This is a genomic window from Aureimonas jatrophae (assembly GCF_900104035.1).
In the GTDB taxonomy this organism is placed as follows: Bacteria; Pseudomonadota; Alphaproteobacteria; order Rhizobiales; family Rhizobiaceae; genus Aureimonas; species Aureimonas jatrophae.
Map to the genome: position 1 here is coordinate 33,616 of NZ_FNIT01000009.1, position 19,399 is coordinate 53,014.

Genomic DNA, 19,399 nt, shown 5'->3' on the forward strand with positions numbered 1-19,399 from the left:
GTCGGCCCGGCCCGGACCGCCACCCTCCCCGGCCGGATCGGCGGGGCGAGCAACGGTCCGATGCCGTGGATCTAGGGCGAGTGAAGCGGTTCAGGAACCGGGACGCAAGACGCAAGTCGTCTCACAAGCGCGGCACGCCACGAGGCGCAGGGAACGGGAGGCACCGGCAGGACGCCTGCCGGCCGCACCGATCATAAGGGCCGTCAGAGACCGGCCGTGTCCATGCGACGCCGACGCAGGGCCGCCAGGCGCAGGCTGACGCGCTCGCGCGCCGCGTCCTGCGTCGACGCCTCGACCACCGGCGGGGCCTCCTCGCCATCGGCCTCGGGCTGCCCGGCGAGGGGCGCGCGGCGGGCGGCGCCAAGGGCCCGGATCCGCTCGCGCAGGGCGTCGCGCCGCTGCTCCAGATCGTCCGCCGTCTCGGGCGCGTCGCGACCGTCGGCCGGCTCGCCGGTTGCCTGCGCCACCGTCCATTCCGGTTGCGGCAGGTCCGCGTCGTGCGCGCGCTCGGACGCCGGGTCGGTCGCAGGCGCCGGTAGGTCGCGCGGCGCGGTATCCGGCGCGGCCTCGTCCGGCTCGTCGTGTTCCCCGGTGCTGGCGCCGCGCAGCTGCCAACCCGTGCCGAACGGCGCGGCGTCGACATCGCCGGACGGTTCGCGCTCGGCGACGGTCTCGGCGCGGTCCTGGTCCAGCACCTCGCGCGCCAGCCGCGCGGCGGCCACGTCCCGCACCGGCGCCTCGCTCGCGGCCTCGCCCGGCGCACGCACGCCCCGCAGGGCCCGTACGATCGCGGCCAGAAGAACGATCGCCACGCCGAGGCCCGCGCCGGCGATGCCGCCCGCCACGACCACGACCTTGCGCGACAGGCTGGAGGGATGGAGCGGCACGGTGGCGTCGGAGATGACGCGCACGTTGGTGGTGTTGAGCGACTCCTGCTCGCTGGTCTGGCGGGCGCGCAGGAGATACGCCTCGTAGACGGCGCGCGAGGCGTCCACCTCACGCTCCAGCTCGCGCAGGCGCACGAACGAACCGCTGGTCTCGATCTGGCGCGAGCGCAGCGTATCGATCTGCGCGCTCAGGTCGCGCTCGGTCGCCTGGGCGCGGGCGAGTTCGGTCTGGGCCGAGGCGACGATGCGCGACAGCTCGGTCTGGATCGCGCGGCGGGCCGAGGCGAGCGCGCCTTCGGAAGCGATGCGCTGGGGATGGCGGGGTCCGAGGCGCGAGGCCAGCAGCGCCTCGTTCTGGGCGGCTTCCGCGTAGGTCTGGCGCAGGCGCTGGAGCGACTCCGAGTTCAGCCCTTCCGGGAACGATCCCTCCACGACGTCGTCGACGCTCGCGCGGCGCAGCGACTCGGCGCGCACGTTGAGCGCCGTGATCTGGGCGCGCACGTCGGCGAGCTGGTTGTTGATGCGCGTGATGTACTCGTCGTCGATCAACCGGCCGCCGACGCCCACCAGGCGGTTCTCGGCCTTGTAGGTCTCGACGGCCTCCTCGGTGTCGACGACGCGCTGGCGCAGCTCCGCCAGACGCGAGGACAGGGCCTGCGTCGCGCGCCGGGCGATCTCGGCCTGGGCGCGCCCCTGTTCGGCGATAAAGGTTTCGGTAACGAGGTTGGCGAGACGCGCGGCCTTTTGCGCGTCCTCTGAGCGCACGGCCAGGTCGATCACGAAGCTGTTCGGCTGGCGTGCGGCCGCGACATGCTTCTGAAACTCGGTGAGCGTGACCAGTTCGCGGTCGCGCACCAGCGCTTCGGCATCGTCGGAGCCGAACACCGAGAGCATGGCGGACAGGTTGCCCAGAAGGCTCGTGCGCGTGCCGTTGAACTCGGGGTCGGCGGTGAGCGTCGCCTCCGAAATGACGCGGCCGAGCACGCGGTCCGAGGTCATCACCGCGATCTGGCTTTCCACGAGCGCCAGGGTCGCATCGGTGGACAGGCCCGCCGGCGTCACCGTGACGTCGTTCTGGACGATGTTGAGGTCGCGCGGATCGAGCACGAGGCGGCTGACGGCGGTGAACTGCTTGGGCGTCGACAGGGCGCTGGCGAGCGCCAGTCCCGCGCCGGCCAGGGCGAAGAGCACGATCAGCCAGCGCGCGCGCCACACCGAGGAGAACAGCATCACGGGGTCGAAGAGGCCGCCCGACATCCTCTCGCCCGCCGGCGAGACGGCGGCCGGTTGCGCCGGACTGCGGCTCTCGTAGAACATGGACAGGCCTTCGTGACAGGATGTCGAGCCCCGGCTGGGCTCCCGCGATGACCTTGCGTCATCATGGCAAAGAAAGGGTTAACGCATCCTCCTGCAGAGCACCCCCGAGCCGCCCCCGCGCCCGGTCGCGTCAGGCCTGGGACAGCCGCTGGCGCAGGAGGTCGTACCAGCGTTTGGGGCGGTAGGCCGCATCCAGCGGAAGGGGGCGCACCGGGGTCCCGTCGGTGCGCGGCATCGTATCGCCCACCCAGCTGTAGCGGTCGGTCAGGCCCCAAGTGATCACGGCTTCGGGGCGCTGGCCCGCGAAGAGCCCGTCCAGGAAGTCGCCGACGACCGTCTCCGCCGCCCGGTCGATCTCCTCCGGCCCGCCGGGAACCTGGAAGTCGATGACGTCGATCTCGGTGGCAAGAAGCCCGACGCCGAGCGCCTTGAGGTCGCGTCCGAAACGCGCCATCGCCTCGGGGTCGATCTCGAAATGCGAGTAGAGATGCCCCTGGATGCCGACCGCGTCGATCCGCAGGCCGCCGTCCTGAAGCTGTCGCACGAGGTCCAGGGCCACGCGGCGCCGCGCGTCGTAGCGCGCGCCCCGGAACTCGAGGTCGTAGTCGTTGAGGACGAGCCGCGCGTCGGGATCGGCGCGGGCGGCTTCCGCGAAGGCGATCGGGATATGGCGCGGCCCGAGCGTGCGCCGCCACCACGTGTCGCGCAACGGACCGCCGCTTTCGCGCGGCTCGTGCGCGATCACCTCGTTCACCACGTCCCAGCTTTGGAGCCGCCCCCGAAAATGGCCGGCGGTGCGCTGGATATGCTCGCGCAACACCATCTCGGCCTCGACCGGGTCGCTGATCCGCTCCAGCCAGTCCGGATTGCCGTCGTGCCAGACGAAGGTGTGACCGCGCGAGGTCCGACCGTTCGCCCGGGCCCAGTCCACCAGCTGGTCGGCCGGTCCGAACTCGAAGCTGTCGCGCGTCGGGCGCAGCATCGGGAACTTCAGCTCGTTCATCGGCAGGATGAGGTCGCACCGGTCGAGAAAGCTCTGCCGGTAGTCCGGGTCGCTCTCGAACAGGTTGAACTGGATCGCCGCTCCGAAGGGAACCGGCGCCGCCGCGCGCGCGCCGGGCGGCAGAGCCGAGGCGCCCAGGGTCGCCGCGCCGCCTGCCAGAAGCGAACGGCGCGTTAAGTCCGTCCTGCTAGAAGAGGAGCGGTGCGACCGGTGGGCGGAACGGGTCTGGGGCATCATGCGGAACGCTCCTCGGGGCTCGGATCAGAAAAGAGCTGGCATCCATGGGCTCGATGATGAACCCAACACTTGAAGGGAAGCTGAAGCTCGCCCTCGACTACGCCAAGCTGCTCGGCGGCTCGGGCGGCCGCCTCGTCCTGTCGCTCGCCTACTTCGCCGCGATCGCCAACGCCCTCAGCGTCGCGGACTACGGCCTCTTCGCCACTGCGTCGGCGACCGGCATCGTCCTGTCGCGCATCTTCGGTCTCGGCTTCGTGTCGCCGCTTTATCGCACCTCCGCGGCGCGGCCCCGGCTGATCGGGGTCTACACGGCGGGCCTTCTCCTGGCCGCCGCCGTCTCGCTGCCGCTCGTCGTGCTGGCGGCCGTCGCCTTCTACCTCGCGGTGTTCCGGGGCGACGTCGGTCCCGGCCCCTTCGCGCTGATCGTGGCCGCCGAGGTTCTGGCCTGGCGCACGCTCGAGGTCGTATGCATCGTCAACAACGGTCTCGGCCGCTTCGGCCGCTCGTCGCTCCTGGTTGTGGGGGGAACGCTCGCGAAGGCCCTGGCGGCGCTTCTGTTCCTGGCGCTCGCCGGCCGGGACGGCGGCCTTTGGCTCTGGGGCCTTCTGTATCTGTGCGCCAACACGCTGTCGGCGATGGTCGGCATAGCCCTCCTCTACCCGCGCCAGCGCCTGCGGGTCGACCTGCGCCTGTACCGCCGGCGCCTGCAGGACAGCCTCGCGGTGGCGGGCGCGGAGATCCTGTTCTACCTCCAGTCCGAGCTCGACAAGCTCCTGGTGCTCTCGGTGGGCGGCCCCCAGACCGCGGGCGTCTACGCCCTTCTGATGCGCCTGATCGACCTTACCGCGCTGCCGGTGCGCTCGTTCAACATGATGGTGGTCCAGAAGCTGATGCGCACGCCCGACTGGCTCGCCTCGTGGCGCATGCGGCTCGGCCTCGAAGGCGGCATCGCGCTGGTCTCGGCGGCGGGCGCGGGCGCGCTCGCGCTGGTTCTCCTGTTCGCGCCGGGCCTCTTGGGCGGCAACGTCGCGCAGGCCGTGCCGCTGATGCCGCTCGTGATCCTGGTGCCGGCGTTCCGCAACCTCGTGGAGTACGAGAGCGAGCTCCTGTATGCCGGCGGCCGCACCACGATCCGTGCGGGGCTCCTGGCGCTGCTGGGCGCGGCCAAGGCGGCGCTCCTGACCTGGCTCCTGCGCGATGCGGGCGACGGCTCCACGACCTGGGTCGGCGGCCTGAACGCGGTCTTCGCGCTGCTTTGGGGCCTGTCCTTCGTTTCGACCTATGCGGCCTTGTCGGAAACACGCCGGCGACCCGCCCGCCTGCGCACCGCCTGACGCTCCCCCTCCCGGCCGCCCCGGCGGTCGAGGCCTCGCCGCCGCCGAGCCGCTAGAGGCCGATCACCGAGCGGATCAGGTCGGGACTGGTGCCCGTGAAGGACTGGAGGCCGATCGCCACCTGATCGGGCTCCAACCCGTCCAGAAAGGCGCGCACGCCGCGCTCGTCGAGCGGCGGTCCGATCCAGTAGACGGCGCAGAGCATGCGGTCGGTCGGCTCGTGCCGATCGGGCCGGTTCTCGCATTCGTCGACGAAGCGACCGTAGATCGTGCACTCCGACAGGGCGGCCGATCCGACCAGGGCGCGCAGGGGCGCTCGGCTGGTGGCCTTCGCGATCCGCGCCAGCATGTCGCGCACCGTGTCGGCCCGCCAGGCGATCAGCGTCGCGATATAGCCGGTCTCGGTCTGCGCGGGCGCCGCGATACCGAGCAGCGCGCCGGCGCGCCGGGACCAGGCCTCGTGCTCGATCCGCAGGGCGTCGGTCACGACCGAGCGCATCGCGTCGGGGCGACGATAGAAGGCGACCCGCTCGCCGCGGATCAGGGCGCCGACCGCGAAGGGACGCACGAACAGGACGTCGGAGTCCAGCGACACCAGGACGTCCTCGTCCAGCGCGGCGGCCATGGCGATGCGACGCAGCTGCTGGACGTGCCAGCCGCGAAGGGGCGGGCCGAAGGGCGTCAACCAGAGCGAACGGCGCGGCCGGCCCAGGACCGTGGGGACGGGCCGCAGCCAGGCGGGCAGGATCTCGTCCTCGCAGACGATCCGGCGCCCCGGTCCTTCCAGGGCCCGGAACAGGGCGACATCGCGCCGCGCGACCAGGATCAGATGGACCGCGTGGCCCGTGACGAAGCGGTCGATCGAGTCGCACAGGAGTCGGCAGCGCTCGAAGTCGCCGCGATAGCTCGAGGTGACGAGGGCAACGCGCATCAAGGGCTGGTTCGGCGCATGATCTTCTGCCGGGCGACGCGCAGGAGAAAGGCGGGATTGCCGCGCAGGTAGCGCCGGGCCAGTCGGCGCGGCTCCTGCATCAGGCGCCAGACCCATTCCACACGAAGGCGGCGCATCAGCGGGGGCGCGCGCACGACCTTTCCGGCCGTGAAGTCCAGAAGCGCGCCGACGCCCATGGCCACCGAGGCCTCGCGCGCGCCGACATGACGGCGCAGAAACAACTCCTGGCGCGGCACGCCGAGGCCCACCAGCAGGAGATCGGGGCTCAGCGCGCGCAGAAGCGCGGCTACGCCCTCGGCCTGGTCGTCCCCGTCGAAGTAGCCGTGCGAGACCGCCGTGAAGCGGTGCTGCGCGAAGCGCTCGCCGAAGCGGATCGCGGCCTGCTCGGCCACGCCGGGCTCGCCGCCCACCAGCGCCACGCGCAGCGGCTCGGCGGTCGCATCCAGGAGGCGCGGCACGAAGTCCGTCCCGTTGAGGTTCTCGGGAAACGGCTCGCCGAACAGGAGGCGCGAGCCGAGATCGACCCCGATGCCGTCCGGAAGGCAGAGCGTGCCCTCCATCGCCTCGCGATAGGTCGCGTCCTCCAGCGAGACGTTGACGCAATGGGCGTTGGCGAAGGTCACGCACAGGCCCATGCGCGTGCGCATGGCTTCCTGGATCGCGGCGACCGCCGTGTTTCCGTCCACCGCCGCCACGGACAGCGCGCCGATCCGGCGCAGCACGAAGCGCGACAGGTCCGGATGCTCCCGGCTGCCCTCCGTCGCCCGGGGCGGGGCGACGCGCGCGTTGACCAGGGCGCCCGTCATGCGGCCACGCCGCCGCGCCGGCGCTCGCGCCCGTCCCATTCGCCCGCGCCCGCCTCGGGCGCCAGGCGGGACAGTCCCGCAGCCAGGCCGGCCAGCAGTCCCTCGCGCTGCCGCCGGGCGAACGCGCCTCCGTCGAGACGCGACACCTCCCCCGCCCGGACAGCTGCAACCAGCGACGCGAGCGCATGGGCAAAGGCGGCCGGATCGTCGGCCATGCGCACGTTGGCGGGCAGCACCGCGCCGATGCCGCGCAGCGCCGCCGGGGTGGCGACCGCCGGCATGCCCTCCTCCAGCGTCTCGATGGTCTTCAGCTGCACGCCGGTGCCCCCCCGCGTGGCGATCGCGACCACGCGGCCCGAACGAACGAAGTCCGTGGCGTCCGGCACGCGGCCCCGGAAGCGGACCTGCTTCGGTGCGGCCGGCGGCGGGCCGTCGAACACGCCGGCGATCTCAACCGTGATGTCGGCGGGCAGGTGCGGCACGACGGTCTCCAGGAACCAGTCGATGCCGACGCGGTTCGGCGCCCAGCTCCAGGTGCCGATCATCGCGACGTCGAAGGCGGGTTCCCGGTTGTCCTCGGCGGATCGGCGCTCGCGCCCGGTGGCCAGGCTCAACGTCACGCTCCGCGGATCGCCCTCCAGCCCCAGGCGCCGCGCGTCGTCGTGAGCGAGCGTGTGCACCACGGCGGCTTCGCGGCACAGGCGCGTCTCGCCGCGCTCCAGGAGACGCGCCTCGCGGGCGTAGAGGCGGCGTGCCACGGGCGAGCGCGCATGGGCGGCGTTCTCGCGCGCCGTCAGGTGCTCGACATTGTGGGCGATGAAGATCGTCGGGGCGAGCTGCGTCAGAACGCGATAGGCGATCGGCATCTGGACCGAGGACAGGATCACGGCATCCACCGGTCCCGCGGCCTCCAGCCGGTGCCGGAGCGCCGCGTCGCTCATCACGCGCAGCTTGGCGGACGAGACCGTCAGGCCCTGTCGCAGCGCGCGCAGCACCCAGGCGACCTTTTGCGAGCGCGAGGCGCTGCTGTTCTCGATCGCAAGCGGTCCGAGATCCACATGCAGGCCCTCGGGCGGCTCGGCGCCGGGCCGGCGGAAACCCACCGGCACCAGTTCGACGCCGCAGTCCTCGAACCCCCGCGCGATCGCACGGTTGGCGATCTCGAACCCGGTTGCGGTCTGGGCCTCCGGCAGCCAGGAGGAAACAAAGAGAGCACGCATGGACGGACTTTCCCAAGGATACCGTTAGGTTAGCCGTCGTGGGTTACAAAAGAGTCAAACGGCCGGCCCAAAGGCCCCGTCTGTCCAACACCTTCGCTTCACCGCCCGGCTTGACCGATCCTTCACCGCTCGTGCGCCACAGTCGCCCGCATGACCCGCTCCGCTTCCCTTCCCGATCCGATCGAGTTCCGCGCGCCCTGCCTCGAGGCCGACGCTTGCGAGACGGTGGTCGTACTGCCGACCTTCCGTCGGCCTGCCCAGGTCGTGGCCACGCTGCGCTCGCTTGCGGCGCAGCTCCACCGGCACCGGGCGGCGGTGATCGTGATGGACAACGACGACGACGCGCGCGAGGGCCTGGAGGCCGTGCGTCCCCTCCTCCTGTCGGACGAGGTGCCGGGCATGGCGCTTGTGGCGCGGGAGCGGGGCAACTGCTCCGCCTACAATGCGGGTTTTCGCGCGGCGCTCGCCGAGTTTCCCCGCATGCGCCGCTGCCTCGTGATCGACGACGACGAACTCGCCGGCGCGGACTGGATCGAGCGGATGACCGCGGAAGCCGAGCGCAGCGGCGTCGACATCGTCGGCGGGCCGCAGATGCCCGTGTTCGAGCGCGGCGGCAACGGACGCTTCGAGCGCCATCCCGTCTTCCGGCAGCACTACGATCGCTCCGGCCCGGTTCCGATCCTGTATTCGTCGGGCAACGTCCTGATCTCGCGCACGGTCCTGGAAGCGGCCGGCGACCCGGTTCTGGACACGGCGTTCAACTTCATCGGCGGCGGCGACAGCGACTTCTACTCCCGCATGCGCGAGCGCGGCTTCCGCTTCGGCTGGTGCGAGGAGGCACCGGTGTTCGAGACCGTGCCGGAACGGCGGACGCGCTTCGACTGGGTGAACGCCCGCTCCTTGCGCAACGGTGCGATCTCGTCGCTGATCGAGCACCGGCGTCGGCCGGACGCGGCCGGGCGCGCGCGGACCCTTTTGAAGAGCGCGGCGCTGCTCGCCTCGGCGCCGGCGCGTGGCCTGCGCCTCGGGTGGCGCCTGCGCTCACCGGTGGCCGCGCTGTATCCCCTTCAGGTCGCGCTCGGCCGCTTCCAGGCCGAATTCGGGCGGGTGGGCGAGCAGTACCGCCAGCCCGAGCGCAACTGACGGATGGCACGGGCGCCGGGAGCGCCCTAGTTGGCGGGCGACCGGACACGCCCGACCCCCGCGAGGCTGCGCATGAACCTTCTCCGCCTGATGGCGCTCGACGACGAGGATCTCGCCATCCTCTCGGCCCATGCGCAGGACGGGGTGGCGCGGATGGGCGACCTCGTCTACCTGCCGGGCGAGGAACGGTTCGCGGTCGGCTTCAACCGCTTCGTCTGGGAGCGCGCCGCCCCGCGCCGGCGCTGGTTCGGGCGGCCCGTCGCCTTCGAGCGGCGGCGCTCCGCGCTTCACTTCGACCGCGTGCTCGCCGTGCGGCGCCAGAACCTGCCGGCCGATCCCGACGCCGTCCTGGCGCTCCTGGCCATCCGCTGGCACGCCGGCGAGGCCCCGTCCGGCACGGTGGAGCTTGTGTTCGCCGGCCAGGGCGCGATAAGGCTCGACGTCGAGTGCATCGAGGCCCAGCTCGCCGACCTCGGCCCGGCCTGGGACACGCTGGCGCGTCCCGACCACGACCGGGGCTGAGCGCGGCGGGCCATCCGTCCATAAGGTCCGTCCCGTCTTGCCCCAACGGCTCCACAGCGCCGACACCGACTTCGAGCGGCACTTCCGCGATCTGCTGGCCGCCAAGCGCGAAGCCTCGGTGGATGTCGAGGCGGCGGTGCGCGCGATCCTCGACGACGTGCGCGCGCGGGGCGACGCGGCGTTGATCGAATACACGCAGCGCTTCGACGCGCTGACACTCACGCCCGAGACGTTGCGCGTGTCGGCGGCGGAGATCGCGGCGGCGACCGAGGCGACGCCGCCCGAGACCATGGAGGCGCTGCGCTTCGCGCACGAGCGCATCCGCAGCCACCACGCCCGCCAGCGTCCGAGCGACGAGCGCTACACCGACGCGCTCGGCGCCGAACTCGGCCATCGCTGGACGGCGGTGGAGTCGGTCGGCCTCTACGTGCCGGGGGGAGCCGCGAGCTACCCCTCGTCCGTCCTGATGAACGCCGTTCCGGCCCAGGTCGCGGGCGTCGAGCGCATCGCCATGGTGGTGCCGGCCATGCGGGGCGCGCTGAACCCGCTGGTTCTGGCCGCCGCCGCGGTCGCGGGCGTCACCGAGATCTACCGGGTGGGCGGAGCGCAAGCGATCGCGGCGCTCGCCTACGGCACCGAGACGATTCCCGCCGTCGCCAAGATCGTCGGCCCCGGCAACGCCTATGTCGCAAGCGCCAAGCGGCAGGTCTTCGGGAGCGTCGGCATCGACATGGTGGCCGGCCCCTCCGAGGTGCTGGTGATCGCCGACGGCGAGAACGACCCGGACTGGCTGGCCGCCGACCTTCTGGCGCAGGCCGAGCACGACGCGGCGGCCCAATCGATCCTTCTCACCGACAGCGCCGAGCTCGCCGATGCCGTCGAGCGGGCGGTGGAACGCCAGCTCGCCACGCTGTCGCGCTCGGCGACGGCGCGCGAGAGCTGGGAGACCTTCGGCGCCGTGATCGTGGTGCGCGATCTTCTCGCCGAAGCGCCGGCGCTCGCCGACCGCATCGCGGCCGAGCATCTCGAGATCGCGACCGACGACCCGGACGCCGTGTTCTCGCGCATCCGCAACGCGGGTGCCGCCTTTCTCGGCCGCCATACGCCCGAGGTGATCGGCGACTATGTGGGCGGCTCCAACCACGTCCTGCCGACCGCGCGCTCGGCGCGCTTCTCGTCGGGCCTGTCGGTGCTCGACTTCGTGAAGCGCACCTCGATCCTGCGCCTGTCGGCCGATACGCTGCGCGCGCTCGCGCCGGCCGCGATCGAGCTGGCGCGCGTGGAAGGGCTCGACGCCCACGCGCGTTCGGTCGCCATCCGCCTCAATCCCGGCGCCTGACGCGATGGGCACGGGTCGCCTCGTCGCGGTGGAGCTCGACGCCTCGGTGGGGCGCGCCTCGCCCGACGTCGAGCACGAGCGGCGCGTGGCGATCGTCGACCTTCTGGAGGAGAACCGCTTCGAGCCGGCGGGCGCCCCCGAGGGTCCCCTGCGGCTGCGGCTCTCGCTGGCCGACCGGCGCCTCGTCTTCGACATCCGCTCGGACGGCGATCAGGTGCTCGTGACCCACATCCTGTCGCTCACGCCCTTCCGGCGCGTGATCCGCGACTATTTCCTGATCTGCGACAGCTACCAGGAGGCGATCCGCACCGCCACGCCCTCGCAGATCGAGGCGATCGACATGGGCCGGCGCGGCATCCACAACGACGGGTCCGACCTCCTGCGCGAGCGGCTCGAGGGCAAGATCGCGCTCGACAAGGACACGGCGCGGCGCCTGTTCACGCTGATCTGCGTGCTGCATCGGCGCTCATGAGGGATGGGGACGCGCATGCACGAGGCAGCGGCGAGATGAGCGAGACCCCGGCAGGCGCGCCCGGCTCGATCCTGTTCGTGTGCGGGCAGAACTCGATCCGCTCGCCCATGGCCGAGGCCATCGCACGCGCCGTGCTGCCGGGTACCTACGTCGCCTCGGCGGGCGTGAAGGGAGGCGAGCGCGACCCCTTCGTGGACGTGGTGCTGGCGGAAGAGGGCCTGTCGCTCGGCGACCGCAAGCCCCAGACCGTCGAGGATCTGGCGGACGGCTATTTCGACCTCGTGGTGACGCTCTCGCCGGAAGCGCACCATGCGGTGATGGACGCGACCGGCGCCGACGCCACGGCGGTGGAGTTCTGGCCGATGCCCGACCCCTCCGTCGTGAACGGCAGCCGGGACCAGATCCTCGACGCCTACCGCGACCTCTACCGGCGCATGCGTCGGCGGCTCGCCGAGTTCGGCGAGCGCCCCTAGCGTCGGTCGCCCGTCAGTGGGCGTCGGCCTTCACGGCGGACTTCGGCTTGGCGATGAAGACCGTCATGACGCACAGGCCCGCAAACAGCGCGGTCAGAAACAGGAACACGTCCGAAAACGCCATGACGCTCGCCTCGCGCCGCACGAGGCTGGTGAGCTGGCCGATCGCGGCGTTCGAGCCATCCAGCCCGCCGGCCGAGAGGCTGGCGGCCATCTGCGACAGGCGATCCTCGGCGATCTGCGAACCCCAGCGCACGCGCTCGGCCAGACGGTCGTAGTGCAGCGCCGTGCGGTCGTTGATCATCGTGTTGATGATTGCGAGCCCTACCGCGCCCCCGAGGTTGCGCGTCAGGTTGTAGAGGCCGGACGCCCCCTTCATCTTGTCGGGGGTCAGCGTGCCGAGCGCCACGTTGTTGATCGGCACCATCGCCATCATGAGGCCGAAGCCGCGCAGGATCTGGGGCACGAAGAGCTCGCGGAAGTCCCAGTCGTGGGTGATGCCGCTCATCAGCCACGTGCCCAGCGCGAACGAGGTGAAACCCATCAGCATCATGACGCGCGGGTCGAGCTTGGTGGACAGCTTGCCCGAGATCGGCGCCGTCGCGAACATGGCCAGGCCCGACACGAACATGGTCTCGCCGATCATCAGCGAATCGTAGCCCCGGATGCGGCCGAGATAGACGGGGTAGAGGTAGGTCAGGCCGTAGAGCCCGACGCCCATGATGAACGAGAAGAGCGAGCCAAAGGCGAAGTTGCGGTTGGTGAAGGCCGTGAGGTCGACGATCGGCTGCTTGGCCGTAAAGGCGCGGTACAGGAACAGAAGCGCGCCGATCACCAGGATCACGGTCATGACGACGATCACGTCGTCGTCGAACCAGTCGTCGAGTGGCCCCTCCTCGAGAACGTATTCCAGCGAGCCGAGGAAGGCCGCCATGCCGAGAAGGCCGAACCAGTCGAAGTCCTTGAAGAGCCCGAGATTGGGCTTATCGAAGTCGACGAGGTTCCAGACCGCGATCGCGACCACGATGCCGAACGGCACGTTGACCAGGAACAGCCAGTGCCAGGACAGGGCATGGCTGAGATAGCCTCCCACGGTCGGGCCGATCGTGGGCGCGAGCGTGGCCACGAGGCCGATCATCGGCGACACCACGGCGCGCTTGGAGGGCGGGAAGATCGTGAAGGCGGCCGCGAACACGCTCGGGATCATGCCGCCGCCGATGAAGCCCTGCAGCGCGCGGTAGAAGATCATCTGGTCGATGTTGGTGGCGGTCGCGCAGAGCGCGGACGACGCCGTGAAGCCGGCCGCCGCCAGCGTGAACAGGACGCGCGTCGACAGCATCCGGGCCAGAAACCCGGACAACGGGATCATGATTACCTCGGCGATCAGGTAGGCCGTCTGGACCCACGCGATCTCGTCGGTCGAGGCCGACAGGCCCGCCTGGATCTCGGCGAGCGAGGCCGACACGATCTGGATATCGAGGATCGCCATGAACATGCCGAACACCATCGCCATGAAGGCGAGCATCCGGCGCAGCGGCACGGCATCGGGCGCGGCGGGAGGCGCTGCGGCGCGCGGGGGGCCGCCGGCTGTGAGGGTCGTGGAGGACATGGCATCCCGCCTTTCGCGAGAAGGGTGGCGCGGGACACGCGCGCAGGACGCTCAAAGAGCGTCTTGCGCGCGGCGTCGTCAGTGGGCGGCGGCCTGGGTCTCGGTGGCGCCCGGCGCGGTGCGCCGGTCCACCGACACGGTGACCGAAAGGCCCGGCCGCAGCTTGCCGGAATGGGCGTCTGCAGGGTCGATCGCGATGCGCACCGGCACGCGCTGCACGATCTTGGTGAAGTTGCCGGTCGCGTTGTCGGCCGGCAGCAGGGAGAAGACCGAGCCCGAGGCCGGCGAGACCGACTCCACCGTACCCGTCACCTCGACGCCCGGCAGCGCATCGACCTCGATGCGGGCCCGCTCGCCGGCGACGATTTCGCCGAGCTGCGTTTCCTTGAAGTTCGCGTCGACGAAGACCTTGTCGAGCGGGACGATCGCGGCGAGCCGCCGGCTTGGCGACACGAGGTCGCCCGGCTGCGCCGCCAGGTTGCCGACGATGCCGTCGTAGGGCGCGCGCAGCGTCGTGAAGGACAGGTCACGCGCCGCCTGGTCGCGGTCGACCTCGAGCTCGCCGGTCTTGCTCTCGCCTTCCTTGATCTGTGCATCGAGCACGCCGACCTGCGCCTGTGCGGCGCTGATCGTGGCGTCGGCGCCCGCAAGCCGGGCGTCGGCCGCCGCCTTGGCGGAACGGGCCTGGTCGAGCACGACCTGCGTGCCCGCGCCCGACTGGACGAGGCGCTGGGCGCGCTGGAGGTCGAGCGCGGCCTGATCCGCCGTGCTCTGGAGCGCGGTGCGGTTGGCCTGCGCCTCGCCGACCTGGCGCTCGGCGGCCTCGCGCTGGGCGCGCACGCTATCGATCGTGGCGTTCTGGGTGGCAAGCTTGGCCTCGGCCGAGCGCAAGGCCAGCCGGTAGTCGCCCGGATCGATCTCGACGATCGGATCGCCGGCCTTCACGGTCTGGTTCTCGACCACGGGAACGCTGGCGATGTAGCCGGTGATCTTCGGCGTCATGATCGCCATGTCGGCCGAGACATAGGCATCGTCGGTCGTCACCATGAAGCGACCGTCGATCCACCACTGGTGTCCGAACCAGGCGCCGCCTGCCACCGCCGCCAGAAGCACGCCGGACAGGACCAGCTTGCGCAAGCCCCCGCCCTTGCGTTTCTGCGGCGCCGCAGCCTGTGCCGGCGCGGAAACGGGCGCGGTCTCGGACGTCTTGCGGCCGACGACCTCAAGACGGGGCTGCGCGCGTTCGCCGGGCTCTCCGACCTTCTCGGTGACGGACTGGGACATGACAACCTCGGGGAAAATCGAACCGAACCGTTCAGTTCGATCTTGACGTAACGCGCTCGCGCGAGCATTTCAAGCGGGTCGAGGTGCACTGCAAAAAGAAAGTTCACCTTACCGTGAAGATCGTTTGAACGGAGCTGTCCTTGAGCGAGACCTTGGCGCGGATCGGCCTTGGCGAAGGTCGCAGCGCAGCCGGCGAGGATCCGGCCAAGCGCCGCCAGATCCTGGAAGGCGCGAAGCGCGTTTTCGTCTCGACCGGCTTCGACGCCGCCTCGATGAACGACATCACGCGCGAGAGCGGCGTCTCGAAGTCGACCCTCTACGTGTATTTCCGCTCCAAGGAGGAACTCTTCCACGCGCTGATCGCGGAGGAGCGCGAAGCATATTTCGCGGATATCGAGGAGCTTCTTCTGGACGCCGAGGCACCGGCCGTGACGCTCGGGCGCTTCGCACGGCGGCTCTTCGACCTGATGTTGTCGCCCGAGGCGATGACCGCCAAGCGCACGGTGATCGCGGTGGCGAGCCGCATGCCCGAGCTCGGACGCGAGTTCTATCGGCGCGGGCCGATGCGCGGCCTGGCGCTGGTGTCGGACTACGTCCGGCGGGCTTGCGAGCTGGGTTCGCTGCGGGCCGAGGATCCCGACCTAGCGGCCTCCCAGTTCATCGAGCTGGCGACCGCCGGCGTCTTGCGGCGCCGCTTCTTCGACGACCAGGCACCGCCCCTGTCGCTGGCCGAGCGCGACCGCATCGTCGATTCGGCGGTGCGCGTGTTCATGGCGGCCTACGGACCCGACCGGCGGGACTGAGGCCTCCGGCCCGTGCGCGTCAGCGTCCGGGCGTGGCGAAATCCGCGATCGCCGCCTGGACCTCGGCCATGCCCCAGCCCTTCTCGGACGAGGTCGACAGGATCGCGGGATAGGCGGCGGGCCGCTTGCGGATCAGCTCGCGCGTCGCGGCCTCCAGCTTGGGCAGGGCGAGGTTCGAGATCTTGTCGGCCTTGGTCAGCACGATCTGATAGGACACGGCAGCCTTGTCGAGGAGCTGGAGAACCTCGATGTCGTTGCCCTTGATGCCGTGGCGCGCATCGATCAGCACGAACACGCGCTTCAGCGTCGCGCGTCCCCGCAGGTAGTCGAAGACCAGCTTCGTCCAGGCGTCGACCTGGTCCTTGGGCGCCTTGGCATAGCCGTAGCCCGGCATGTCGACGAGCGCGAGCGGCGGCAGGTCGCTCCCCTCGCCGGAATAGCCGTCCGGCACGAAGTAGTTGAGCTCCTGCGTGCGCCCCGGCGTGTTGGACGTGCGCGCCAGGCCCTTCTGACCCACCAGCCCGTTGATCAGCGACGACTTGCCGACGTTGGAGCGTCCCGCGAACGCCACCTCCGGCGGCCCCTCGGGCGGCAGGAACTTCATGGACGGCACGCCCCGGATGAACACCCAGGGTTTGGCAAAGAAGAGACGCGCCGATTCCAGCCGGGCGGCTTCGGCGGCCGCCGCCGTATCCGGTGTCGCCTCGTTCATGCGGCCTGCTCCGCCGCGACAGGTCCTGGCGGGTTCGAAAAGGGTCGGGGCCCGGCGGGCATGGCGGCTCCTGGCTCTCAGGATCGGGCGGGACGCGAGGCCCCACGGGATGGGAAGGGTCCGGCTTTACGGGAAACATGGCGACGGCGCCAGCGGGCGGGTATCCGCGGCATCTGCGCGGGCTGCCCGCATGCCTCGTCGTCCGGCGGCGCGAGGGGCGTTTAGTTGACTACCGCCGTCAAGTTTGCGACGTCGGGCCGATCCGCCGGCCGCCGCGAGTTGCGCTTGATGACCCCGTTTTTTTCCCATGGCCGGCCTACGGCGCGCACCCCTTCGGCCAGCGACGATCGCGGCCCCACGCGCCGTGCCGTTCTCGGCGGCCTCGCCGCCGCGCTGGTCGCCGCACCCGCCCGCGCGGCGGACATCCGCTTCGAGCACGTATTCGGCGAGACCGTTCTGGCCCGGCCCGCCACGCGTGTGGTTTCGCTCGGCTTCACGACGCAGGATCCGCTTCTGGCGCTGGGCGTCCCGCCGGTCGCGGTGCGCGCCTGGTTCGGCGACCAGCCGAACTCGATCTGGCCCTGGGCCCAGCCGTTCCTAGACGGGGCGACGCCCACCGTGATCGCCGGCGAGGTGGCGATGGAAACCGTCGCCTCGCTCCAGCCCGACCTGATCGTCGCGATCGGATCCGGCATCACGCAGGACGAATACGCGATCCTCTCGCAGATCGCGCCGACCCTGATGCAGCCGCCGGGCGCAGCGACCTATGCGCTGCCCTGGGACGAGACGACGCGTCTTCTGGGCCGTGCGCTCGGCCGCGAGACGCTGGCCGAGGAGCGTGTGGCGCAGACACGCCAGCTCTTTGCGGAAGCGCGCGCTCGCCATCCCGACTGGGAAGGTCGCAGCGCCATCGCCGCCTACCACTTCGGCGGAGAGACCGGTGCCTTCACGGCAGAGGATACGCGCGGCCGCTTCCTGACCGAGCTCGGCTTCCGGACGCCGGAAGCCATCACCCGCCTGGGCGGCGGCAACTTCTATGCGGGACTGTCGCCCGAGGACCTGTCGCCGCTGGATGTGGATCTCCTGGTCTGGGTCTCGTCGCTGGATGCGGTTCCGGACCTGGCGGCCCTGCCCATGCGGCGTCTCCTTCGGGCGCACGCGCAGGGACGCGAGGTTTTTGCGGGCGCGCTCACGGCCGGTGCCCTGTCGTTCGGCAGCGTCCTGTCCCTTCCCTTCGCGCTGTCGCAGCTGGAAAGCGACATCGCCCTGGCGCTCGACGGCGATCCCTCGACGCGGGTTTCCTCGGCCGACCGGGCGGGCCTGGCGCCTTGAGGCTCGCGCTCGCCGCTGCGCTTCTCGTCGTGGCGGCGCTCCTGGCGCTGTCGCTCGGCGTGCGACCGCTGGGCCTGGCGGAGGTTTGGCACGCCATCGCGGCCTTTGATCCCCGAAACCCCGACCACGTCGCGGTGCGCCTCGTGCGCCTTCCACGCGTCGTGGCCGGGTTGATCGCGGGCGCGGGCCTCGGCATCGCCGGCTCGGTGATGCAGGGGCTGACGCGCAATCCGCTCGCCGATCCCGGCATTCTCGGCGTCAGCGCCGGCTCGGCGCTGGCGGTCGTGCTGGGCTCGCTGTTTCTGGCGCGCGCCGACAGCGGATCGCTGGCGTTTCTGGCCTTTCCGGGTGCGGCGCTGGCCGCGGTCGCCGTGTTCGCGCTGGGCGGTGCGCTGCGGGGCGATGCCGGGCCGGTCCGCCTGGTTCTCGCCGGCGCGGCGCTCAACGCGCTGCTTCTGTCGCTCGTCTCGGCCGTGGTGCTGACGCGCTCCGACTCGCTCGAGGTCTTCCGCTTCTGGGTCAACGGCTCGCTGGCCCAAGCCGGCGAGCGCCCGCTCGCATCCATGGCGCTGGTGGCGCTCGCCGGGTCGCTTCTCGCCTTCGCGGCCGCGCCGGTCCTGGAAACGCTGTCGCTCGGCAACACGATGGCCCGGGGGCTCGGCACCCGTCTCTTGCGCGCGCAGGGCATCGCGCTTCTCGTGGTCACGCTCCTGACAGGGGCCTCCGTGGCCGTGGCGGGCCCGGTCGCCTTTCTGGGGTTGATGGTTCCCCCGCTCGCCCGCCGCCTCGCAGGCCACGCGCTGCGCGCCGAGCTCGTCGCATCGGCGCTTCTGGGCGCGGCGCTTCTTCTTCTGGCCGATACGCTCGGCCGCCTCGTGATCGCCCCGGCCGAGCTGCGCGTCGGGCTGATGAGCGCCTTGGTGGGAGGACCGATCTTCGTGCTTCTCGTGCGTCGCCTCCCGCTTGGATCCCGCGCGTGAGCGGCTCGATCCGGCTTCTCGCGCTGCTTCTGGTCGCGGTTCTGGTGTCGCTTGCGATGGGCGAGACGCTGATCGGCCTGGGCGCGCTCGGGCGCGGGCTCCTGTTTGGCGAGGGACCGGGCGCGCTCGCGATCCGGGTCATCCGGGGCCCGCGCCTGGCCACCGCGCTCGGGGCGGGCGCGGCGCTGGGCCTGTCGGGCGCCGTTCTCCAGACGCTGTTGCGCAATCCCCTCGCCTCGCCCGACATCCTCGGCTTCAACGCCGGCGCGGGTCTGGCCGTGGTCGCCGCGATCACGCTCGGCTGGACGCTGCCACCGCCGCTCGTCGCGGCGCTCGGCGGCATCGCGAGCGCGCTGCTGGTGGCGGCGCTCGCCCACCGTCCGGGCCGGAGCGACGCGACGCTGGTGCTTGTTCTGGTGGGTCTGGGCGTCGGCTTCACGCTGGCGGCGCTCACAAATCTCCTGTCGCTGCGCCTGCCGTCGACGGAGGCCGCGGAGGCGCAGCGCTGGGTCACCGGATCGCTGGCCGCGCGCAACTGGGGCCACGCGCTGCAGGTCTGGCTGCCCGGGCTCGCGCTGGCGCTGCTTCTCGCGCTGCAGGTCGGCTCGCTCCAGCTTCTGGAGCTCGGGCCGGAGCTGGCGCGCGGTCTCGGCCTTCGGGTGGAGGCGGCCCGCCTCGCGCTTGTCGGCACCGCGGTGCTGCTCGCGGCCGCGGGTGTGGCGGTGGCGGGTCCCGTCGCCTTTGTGGCCTTGATGGCGATGCCGCTCGGCCGGCGCATCACCGGCGCGCGCGGCACCTCGGGGCGCCTCCTATCGGCGGCCGGCGGCGGTGCGCTCGTCATGGTCTTGGCCGATCTCGCAGGTCGCGTGGCGCTGCCGGGCGTCCAGCTTCCGGTGGGCGTGACGACCGGGGCGCTGGGCGCCCCCTATCTTTTATGGCGCCTGGCGCGCGAGATGGACCGGGGGGAGCTTTGA

Annotated in this window: 18 protein-coding genes; 10 read left to right on the forward strand and 8 right to left on the reverse strand. The window is 71.4% G+C overall.

Translation table 11 applies throughout. The annotated features are described in order from the left end of the window. Window positions 1-203: 203 nt before the first annotated feature. Together BLQ76_RS17140 and BLQ76_RS17145 are read right to left on the reverse strand one after the other, a co-directional pair. On the reverse strand, window positions 204-2,204 hold the full coding sequence (locus BLQ76_RS17140; protein WP_090675859.1) for a GumC family protein: 2,001 nt from the start codon (window positions 2,202-2,204) through the stop codon (window positions 204-206). Between the two features lie 130 nt (window positions 2,205-2,334). Then, a complete protein-coding gene (locus tag BLQ76_RS17145) occupies window positions 2,335-3,444 on the reverse strand; it encodes an endo-1,4-beta-xylanase (protein ID WP_244519699.1) in 1,110 nt (369 codons plus the stop codon). A gap of 44 nt (window positions 3,445-3,488) precedes the next feature. On the opposite strand from BLQ76_RS17145, the gene BLQ76_RS17150 reads away from it, so the two are divergent. Then, on the forward strand, window positions 3,489-4,778 hold the full coding sequence (locus BLQ76_RS17150) for a lipopolysaccharide biosynthesis protein (protein WP_244519700.1): 1,290 nt from the start codon (window positions 3,489-3,491) through the stop codon (window positions 4,776-4,778). Window positions 4,779-4,830: 52 nt separating this feature from the next. Here the strand turns inward: BLQ76_RS17150 and BLQ76_RS17155 are convergent, their stop codons facing one another. From BLQ76_RS17155 to BLQ76_RS22690, 3 genes are read right to left on the reverse strand one after another with little or no spacing between them, the layout of a single operon-like run. Continuing rightward, window positions 4,831-5,709 carry a DUF6492 family protein gene (locus BLQ76_RS17155; RefSeq protein WP_090675861.1) on the reverse strand — a complete coding sequence of 293 codons (879 nt, stop codon included), beginning with the start codon at window positions 5,707-5,709 and terminating at the stop codon, window positions 4,831-4,833. Then, complete coding sequence (locus BLQ76_RS17160) at window positions 5,709-6,536, reverse strand: WecB/TagA/CpsF family glycosyltransferase (RefSeq protein WP_090676048.1); 828 nt, start codon at window positions 6,534-6,536, stop codon at window positions 5,709-5,711. Before BLQ76_RS17160 ends, BLQ76_RS17155 begins: the two co-directional genes overlap by 1 nt. Continuing rightward, on the reverse strand, window positions 6,533-7,756 hold the full coding sequence (locus BLQ76_RS22690) for a glycosyltransferase (protein ID WP_090675863.1): 1,224 nt from the start codon (window positions 7,754-7,756) through the stop codon (window positions 6,533-6,535). The genes BLQ76_RS17160 and BLQ76_RS22690 overlap by 4 nt, the downstream gene beginning before the upstream one ends. Window positions 7,757-7,906: 150 nt before the next feature. Here BLQ76_RS22690 and BLQ76_RS17170 point away from each other — a divergent pair, with 150 nt between their 5' ends. The 5 genes from BLQ76_RS17170 to BLQ76_RS17190 all read left to right on the forward strand — a co-directional run bounded on the left by BLQ76_RS17170 (window position 7,907) and on the right by BLQ76_RS17190 (window position 11,705). Beyond that, complete coding sequence (locus tag BLQ76_RS17170) at window positions 7,907-8,899, forward strand: glycosyltransferase family 2 protein (protein ID WP_090675866.1); 993 nt, start codon at window positions 7,907-7,909, stop codon at window positions 8,897-8,899. Window positions 8,900-8,971: 72 nt separating this feature from the next. After that, on the forward strand, window positions 8,972-9,421 hold the full coding sequence (locus BLQ76_RS17175) for a DUF2948 family protein (RefSeq protein ID WP_090675868.1): 450 nt from the start codon (window positions 8,972-8,974) through the stop codon (window positions 9,419-9,421). Between the two features lie 37 nt (window positions 9,422-9,458). Further along, a complete protein-coding gene (hisD, locus tag BLQ76_RS17180; RefSeq protein WP_090675871.1) occupies window positions 9,459-10,760 on the forward strand; it encodes a histidinol dehydrogenase in 1,302 nt (433 codons plus the stop codon). A gap of 4 nt (window positions 10,761-10,764) precedes the next feature. Continuing rightward, window positions 10,765-11,232, forward strand: coding sequence for a UPF0262 family protein (locus tag BLQ76_RS17185; RefSeq protein WP_090675873.1), 468 nt, complete (start codon window positions 10,765-10,767; stop codon window positions 11,230-11,232). 35 nt (window positions 11,233-11,267) lie between these two features. Next, entirely contained in the window at window positions 11,268-11,705 is a 438-nt protein-coding gene (locus tag BLQ76_RS17190; RefSeq protein ID WP_090675875.1) for an arsenate-mycothiol transferase ArsC, read from the forward strand. A 13-nt stretch (window positions 11,706-11,718) separates the two neighbouring features. Here the strand turns inward: BLQ76_RS17190 and BLQ76_RS17195 are convergent, their stop codons facing one another. Both BLQ76_RS17195 and BLQ76_RS17200 read right to left on the reverse strand, forming a co-directional pair. Then, window positions 11,719-13,314 (reverse strand): DHA2 family efflux MFS transporter permease subunit, encoded by a 1,596-nt coding sequence (locus tag BLQ76_RS17195; RefSeq protein ID WP_090675878.1) that lies wholly within the window; start codon window positions 13,312-13,314, stop codon window positions 11,719-11,721. A gap of 78 nt (window positions 13,315-13,392) precedes the next feature. After that, window positions 13,393-14,598, reverse strand: coding sequence for an HlyD family secretion protein (locus BLQ76_RS17200; RefSeq protein WP_090675881.1), 1,206 nt, complete (start codon window positions 14,596-14,598; stop codon window positions 13,393-13,395). 140 nt (window positions 14,599-14,738) lie between these two features. On the opposite strand from BLQ76_RS17200, the gene BLQ76_RS17205 reads away from it, so the two are divergent. Beyond that, a complete protein-coding gene (locus BLQ76_RS17205) occupies window positions 14,739-15,401 on the forward strand; it encodes a TetR/AcrR family transcriptional regulator (protein WP_244519701.1) in 663 nt (220 codons plus the stop codon). A 19-nt stretch (window positions 15,402-15,420) separates the two neighbouring features. On the opposite strand, the gene yihA is transcribed toward BLQ76_RS17205, so the two are convergent. Continuing rightward, a complete protein-coding gene (yihA, locus tag BLQ76_RS17210; protein ID WP_090675886.1) occupies window positions 15,421-16,113 on the reverse strand; it encodes a ribosome biogenesis GTP-binding protein YihA/YsxC in 693 nt (230 codons plus the stop codon). Window positions 16,114-16,401: 288 nt separating this feature from the next. On the opposite strand from yihA, the gene BLQ76_RS17215 reads away from it, so the two are divergent. From BLQ76_RS17215 to BLQ76_RS17225, 3 genes are read left to right on the forward strand one after another with little or no spacing between them, the layout of a single operon-like run. After that, on the forward strand, window positions 16,402-17,445 hold the full coding sequence (locus BLQ76_RS17215; protein ID WP_090676051.1) for an iron-siderophore ABC transporter substrate-binding protein: 1,044 nt from the start codon (window positions 16,402-16,404) through the stop codon (window positions 17,443-17,445). Further along, the gene (locus BLQ76_RS17220; RefSeq protein ID WP_090675888.1) at window positions 17,442-18,425 is read left to right on the forward strand and encodes a FecCD family ABC transporter permease; all 984 of its coding nucleotides are present in this window, start codon (window positions 17,442-17,444) and stop codon (window positions 18,423-18,425) included. Before BLQ76_RS17215 ends, BLQ76_RS17220 begins: the two co-directional genes overlap by 4 nt. Continuing rightward, on the forward strand, window positions 18,422-19,399 hold the full coding sequence (locus BLQ76_RS17225) for an iron chelate uptake ABC transporter family permease subunit (RefSeq protein WP_090675890.1): 978 nt from the start codon (window positions 18,422-18,424) through the stop codon (window positions 19,397-19,399). The genes BLQ76_RS17220 and BLQ76_RS17225 overlap by 4 nt, the downstream gene beginning before the upstream one ends.

Bases quoted from the DNA above. Each gene is read 5' to 3' on its own strand.
- BLQ76_RS22690 (WP_090675863.1), bottom strand. From the start codon at position 7,756: ATGCGTGCTCTCTTTGTTTCCTCCTGGCTGCCGGAGGCCCAGACCGCA.
- BLQ76_RS17145 (WP_244519699.1), bottom strand. From the start codon at position 3,444: ATGATGCCCCAGACCCGTTCCGCCCACCGGTCGCACCGCTCCTCTTCT.
- BLQ76_RS17155 (WP_090675861.1), bottom strand. From the start codon at position 5,709: ATGCGCGTTGCCCTCGTCACCTCGAGCTATCGCGGCGACTTCGAGCGC.
- BLQ76_RS17190 (WP_090675875.1), top strand. From the start codon at position 11,268: ATGAGCGAGACCCCGGCAGGCGCGCCCGGCTCGATCCTGTTCGTGTGC.
- BLQ76_RS17200 (WP_090675881.1), bottom strand. From the start codon at position 14,598: ATGTCCCAGTCCGTCACCGAGAAGGTCGGAGAGCCCGGCGAACGCGCG.
- BLQ76_RS17150 (WP_244519700.1), top strand. From the start codon at position 3,489: ATGGGCTCGATGATGAACCCAACACTTGAAGGGAAGCTGAAGCTCGCC.
- BLQ76_RS17175 (WP_090675868.1), top strand. From the start codon at position 8,972: ATGAACCTTCTCCGCCTGATGGCGCTCGACGACGAGGATCTCGCCATC.
- yihA (WP_090675886.1), bottom strand. From the start codon at position 16,113: ATGAACGAGGCGACACCGGATACGGCGGCGGCCGCCGAAGCCGCCCGG.
- BLQ76_RS17195 (WP_090675878.1), bottom strand. From the start codon at position 13,314: ATGTCCTCCACGACCCTCACAGCCGGCGGCCCCCCGCGCGCCGCAGCG.
- BLQ76_RS17170 (WP_090675866.1), top strand. From the start codon at position 7,907: ATGACCCGCTCCGCTTCCCTTCCCGATCCGATCGAGTTCCGCGCGCCC.
- BLQ76_RS17215 (WP_090676051.1), top strand. From the start codon at position 16,402: ATGACCCCGTTTTTTTCCCATGGCCGGCCTACGGCGCGCACCCCTTCG.
- BLQ76_RS17185 (WP_090675873.1), top strand. From the start codon at position 10,765: ATGGGCACGGGTCGCCTCGTCGCGGTGGAGCTCGACGCCTCGGTGGGG.
- BLQ76_RS17140 (WP_090675859.1), bottom strand. From the start codon at position 2,204: ATGTTCTACGAGAGCCGCAGTCCGGCGCAACCGGCCGCCGTCTCGCCG.
- BLQ76_RS17160 (WP_090676048.1), bottom strand. From the start codon at position 6,536: ATGACGGGCGCCCTGGTCAACGCGCGCGTCGCCCCGCCCCGGGCGACG.